Source organism: Syntrophorhabdaceae bacterium (genome assembly GCA_028713955.1).
Lineage (GTDB): Bacteria > Desulfobacterota > Syntrophorhabdia > Syntrophorhabdales > Syntrophorhabdaceae > UBA5609.
In genome coordinates this window covers 1-4,122 of record JAQTNJ010000264.1, presented here as the reverse complement: position 1 = coordinate 4,122, position 4,122 = coordinate 1, and the positions used below count along the sequence as shown (strand labels likewise).

Annotated in this window: 2 protein-coding genes; both read right to left on the bottom strand. The window is 48.8% G+C overall.

Features of this window, described 5'->3' with window-relative positions; translation table 11 throughout:
• Positions 1–1,666, bottom strand: a 1,666-nt coding sequence (locus tag PHU49_15345) for an FAD-dependent oxidoreductase (GenBank protein MDD5245382.1), incomplete at its 3' end; no start/stop codon positions are given.
• A 28-nt stretch (positions 1,667–1,694) separates the two neighbouring features.
• Positions 1,695–4,122 (bottom strand): glycogen/starch/alpha-glucan phosphorylase (locus PHU49_15340; GenBank protein ID MDD5245381.1); only part of this gene is annotated, 2,428 nt, incomplete at its 5' end.

The following is a 4,122-nucleotide window of genomic DNA, read 5'->3' as shown; positions in this document are numbered from 1 at the left end:
ACTGCCATAGGTAGAAGGGGTTTACATCCCGACCGAGTTTGCCGCTCTCTTCGATGATCGTTATACGGTAATCTCCCTGTCTTAAAAGGAAGATCGCTACACCGAGCCCTGCTCCGCTGCCGCCGATGATTGCCACCCTTTCCCCTGGTTTATGACCCTTTACCATAATGTCCGAAGGGGTAAGAAAAGATCCTTTCCCGATCACCGGGTATTGCCTGACCGTTGCACCCGTTGCGATAACGGCAACATCGAAAGACCCTTTTTGTATTGTATCGGGTGTACATTCTTCCCCCAGACGGATCCTGACCCCCAGTCTCCTGCATTCTGCCTCAAGCGTCCTGATGGGCCGTAGCAGCTCAACGGCGCCTTCGTCGACCATGGAGGCTAAACGGATATTCCCACCCGGAACATCGTCCTTTTCGAAAATAACCACTTCGTGGCCACGTTTCGCGGCTGTTACGCCGCATTGAAGCCCTGAAGGACCTGCCCCGATGATCGCAATCTTCTTTTCCCTGGAGGCCTTCTGAAACCCGTAGTAACCCCACTCCTGCTCTCTCTCGCGACCGACTGTGGGCCTGACAGTACACATAATAGGCTGGTGATAGTAAAGCCTCGAAAAACAGAGATTACACGCGATACAGGGTATGATCTCATCCTCACGCCTTTCCGCAACCTTTCTCGGTAATTCCGGATCGGCGATCATCGGGCGGCACATCTCCCAGAAATCGATCATGCCGCCGGTTATCGCCTTCTCGGGTATGTCAGGGGTAAACTGGCGGAAGGCCATCATGACAGGTATTGTGACATTCTTTTTGACCGCTTCAGCCACAGGCAGCCAGTATCCCATTGGGACATCCCTCGTAATAACAGATTGTGAGGATTCGTGCCATCCTATCGTAACACTGACATAATCGGCGCCTGCTTCTTCGGCGATACGGAAGCTTTCAATACTTTCTTCCATCGTATTTCCACCCCGGTCGTCAAGCAATTCATGGCCGCACAGCCTGATCCCAACGGGCATATTCCCTGTTTCAGCCTTGATGCCCTGAAGCACTTCGACCATCAGCCTGCACCTGTTCCTGATGTCGCCGCCGTATTCATCTTCACGCTTATTGGTATAACGGGATATGAAGGTCGAGAGAAGGTAGCCCACTATACCGGATATCTCTATCATATCAAAACCTGCTGCCCTTGCCCTTTTCGCCGCCTCTATATGATCCCGCAGCGAGGCCTTGATCTCCTCCTTCGTTATCTGCCGGGGCGGTTTGAAATACGAGAGTTTCTGAGACACCACCGAGGGCATAAGACAGTAATCCAGTTCAACCCCGCCTTCCCTGCCGCAATGAAGTATCTGAAGGCATGATAGGGCGCCGTTCTTTTTAATAATGTCGGCAATACGCGCCAATCCCGGGATAAAACGGTCATCCCATATCGCCATCATCCCCTTGAAACCTTTTCCCTCACCCTTTCGGTCAGGGTAAGCCCCCTGGGTGGTGACAATACCTGCCCCGCCTTTTGCCTGAGCCTCCATATACGCAACCTCCCGGTCACTGACAAAACCATCACTGAAGGGGAAATTGGTCTCTGTCGCAGCATATTTAATACGGTTTTTCGTTTCAAGACGGCCTATACGGCCCGGTGAAAAGATATGGGGATATTGTTCCATATGAATCCCTTACCTGAGATTTTTTGTATCAAACGTCCAGTGATGCTATATGCCAGATATTTTCGGCATATTCCCTGATAGCCCTGTCACTTGAAAATTTTCCCGACCGCGCAACATTCAGAACAGCCATTTTTATCCACCGGTCGTGCTCCCCATAGACCCTTGAGACCTCTTCCTGACAGCTTACATATGAGGCATAATCTGCCAGAACACAATAATGGTCACCATCGAGGAGACTATTCACCACAGGCTGAAAATACCCCTGGTTCTCAGGTGAGAAAAAACCGCTCGACAGTTGATTCATTGCCTGGGCAAGCTCTTTATTCTGCTCTATATATTGACGTGGGTTGTAACCCTGGCGCAATTGAATGATCTCCTCTGCGGTCAACCCGAAAAGAAAAAAGTTTTCCTGCCCTACCTCTTCACGTATCTCAACGTTTGCCCCGTCCAGGGTGCCTATTGTCAGCGCCCCGTTGAGCGTAAATTTCATATTACCCGTTCCGGACGCTTCGTAACCGGCAGTCGATATCTGTTCTGACAGATCAGCGGCAGGCATGATGAGCTGTGCGAGAGTCACACCGTAATTCGGGACAAAGACCACCTGCAGCTTATCCCTTACCTGTGGATGAGCCGATATAACCTCTGCCACGTTGTGAATCAGCTTGATAATAAGCTTGCACATGAGGTATCCCGGCGCAGATTTACCGGAGAACATGATGGTCCTTGGTACAAAATCTTCGTCCACCCTTCCCTCCCTGATCCTGTTGTAAAGGGTAATCGCGTGGAGGACGTTCAAGAGCTGGCGTTTATATTCGTGGAATCTTTTCACCTGGCAGTCAAGAAGAAATTGCGTGTTGAAGGACAGGTTAAATTCATTCTCAAGGACCTTCAGAAGCCTCACCTTGTTGCCTTCTTTTATCCCGGCAAAGCGTTTGCAAAACTCGCCATCTTCCGCAAAAGGCTCCAGTTTATTAAGCTCTTCAAGATCTTTTGTCCACCCATCACCTATCGTTTCGTTAATCAACTCAGAAAGTTCGGGGTTCGCTTCGAGAAGCCAGCGTCTGTGTGTAATGCCATTGGTAACGTTCTGGAACCGCTCCGGGAACATGAGATAAAAATCCGGGAAGACATTCGTTTTCAATAATTCCGAATGAAGTCTCGAAACACCATTCACGGTATGGCTTCCAACGATTGCAAGCCGGGCCATATGAACCGCCCTTTCCCCGTCCCCTGTTATTATAGCCATATTATTCCGTCTGCCAGGCTCATCGGGGAACCGCCGCGCGACCTGAATAAGAAATTTTCTATCTATCTCCTGAATTATCTGAAGATGGCGGGGGAGAAGATTACCCAGAAGCCCTTCGGACCATGTCTCGAGGGCTTCGGGGAGTATCGTGTGGTTGGTATAGGCAAAGGTCTTCGTCGTTATCTTCTGTGCGACATCCCATGATAACCCTTCTTCGTCTACGAGGATCCTCAAAAGTTCAGCAATCGCGATAGACGGGTGGGTATCATTGAGCTGCATGGCAACCTTTTCAGGCAGGGTATTATAGTTGAGATGAAACTTCTTGTAGCGCCTCATGATGTCACTGAGGGTAGCGGCAACAAAAAAATACTGTTGCTGCAGGCGTAATTCCTTTCCCGCGAGAGAAAGATCATTTGGATAGAGGACCTTTGAAATATTTTCGCTGTTATTCTTGTCTTCAACGGCTTTTATATAATCACCGCTATTGAAGTATTCAAAATTAAAGTCTCTCGTTGATTTTGCCGCCCATAGCCTGAGGGTATTCACAACCTCGTTGCAATATCCGGGGATCGGGTAATCATAGGCCATTGCCATGATCTCGTCAGTATCCACCCATTCTGTTTTACCGCCGGAATGGACCTCAACCCGCCCATGGAAATGGACCGGGTAGAGGAGCTCAGGCCTTGCAAATTCCCAGGGGTTCCCATACCTGAGCCAGTTATCGGGGGCTTCTGTCTGGTAGCCATCTTTTATTTTTTGGGTGAAAATACCATACTCGTAACGGATCCCGTATCCATAACAGGGGTATTGGAGAGTTGCCATAGAGTCAAGAAAACAAGCTGCCAGTCTTCCAAGGCCGCCATTCCCAAGTCCGGCATCCCACTCATACTCAAGGGCATCTTCAAGGCTTATGGCGAGGATATCCACGGCCTCTCTGTATTCGTCAACCAGTTTAAGATTAATGAGATAGTTTTTCAGAAGCCTTCCAAGAAGAAACTCCAGTGAAAGGTAATATAACCGCTTCGTATCCACCTTGTAATAGTACTGCTGTGTTTTTATCCATTTCTTTACAAGCTGCGTCCGTACGGAAAGAACAATAGCGTTATATTTATCCCGTTCCGTTGCCGAATACATATCCTTCGAGAGCGAATAGGTAAGATGATTAACAATTATTTGTCTATAGTCATGCTTTTCTAATGCCATAGAATAT